The organism is Streptomyces sp. NPDC051172 (assembly GCF_040682555.1).
Lineage (GTDB): Bacteria > Actinomycetota > Actinomycetes > Streptomycetales > Streptomycetaceae > Streptomyces.
Window position 1 is genome coordinate 1 of the sequence record NZ_JBFBBE010000430.1, and the last position, 1,126, is coordinate 1,126.

The following is a 1,126-nucleotide window of genomic DNA, read 5'->3' on the forward strand; positions in this document are numbered from 1 at the left end:
CCTGGCCGCCGTCGTCGCCGGCGTGGACCGCACCCTCGGCGCCGACGCGTCACCCGCCGGCTGACCTCGCCCCCCGACCACCCCTGACGCAATCGGATCTCAAGGAAGAGGACCATGACCAAGGACAGCATCACCACCCCTGCCGAGGCCGGCAAGGACTGGTTCACCACCTACACCGTGTTCGCCCGCCCGCAGGGCGAGCCCGGCTGGCTGGGACTGGAAGGCCGCGACGCGAAGAGGGCCGCCAAGGAGTTCGACGAGGCCGTCGCCCGGGTGGCCCAGACCGGCGTGACCGTGCGCGGCGTGTACGACGTCTCGGGCATGCGGGAGGCCGGCGACGTCATGGTATGGATGTACGGCCAGGTGCCCGAGGACCTGCAGGCCGCCATCCGCGAGCTGCGCCGCACCCGTCTGCTCGAGGGCACCACGATGGTGCTCTCGGCCATGGGCGCGGATCGCATGGCCGAGTTTAACAAGGACCACGTCCCCGCCTTCGCCATGGGCCGCAAGGCCCTGAAGTGGCTGTGCTTCTACCCGTTCGTGCGCTCGTACGACTGGTACCTGCTGGACCCGAAGGAGCGGGCCCGCATGCTCCGCGAGCACGGCCAGCTCGGCCAGGACTTCCCGCAGGTGTGGGCGAACACCACGAGCGCGTTCGGCCTGAACGACTGGGAGTGGCTGCTGGGCCTCGAGGCGGACGAGCTGACGGACCTGGTGGACATGATGCGCCACCTGCGCAACAACGAGACCCGCCTGCACGTGCGCAGCGAGGTGCCGTTCTACACCGGACGCCGTCTGGAGACCGCCGAGATCGCGGAGGTGCTGGCCTGATGACCGCCGCCCCCGAGCCCCGCGCCGACGCGCCCGTCCACACCGGCCCGGACGCCGGCGTCGCCCCGGCCCTCCGGACGCCCGAGAAGGCCGCCGCCGGCGTCGACTACGACGTGTGCGGCGTGATGGCCCCCAAGGACTACGACGCCCTGCTGCTCGCCTCCTTCGGCGGGCCCGAGGGCCAGGACGACGTGATCCCGTTCCTGCGCAACGTCACGCGCGGGCGCGGCATCCCGGACTGCCCAATGCGCCGTATCTCATTCCGGTCACGGTGCGCGCCATGGCCGCCGTGCGC

Annotated in this window: 2 protein-coding genes; both read left to right on the plus strand. The window is 71.7% G+C overall.

Features of this window, described 5'->3' with window-relative positions; all coding sequences use genetic code 11:
- Positions 1–114 precede the first annotated feature (114 nt).
- The gene (hemQ, locus tag AB0N07_RS51690) at positions 115–831 is read left to right on the plus strand and encodes a hydrogen peroxide-dependent heme synthase (RefSeq protein WP_350747859.1); all 717 of its coding nucleotides are present in this window, start codon (positions 115–117) and stop codon (positions 829–831) included.
- The coding region (locus tag AB0N07_RS51695; protein ID WP_365848027.1) for a ferrochelatase at positions 831–1,126 on the plus strand (296 nt) is incomplete at its 3' end. The genes hemQ and AB0N07_RS51695, both read left to right, overlap by 1 nt.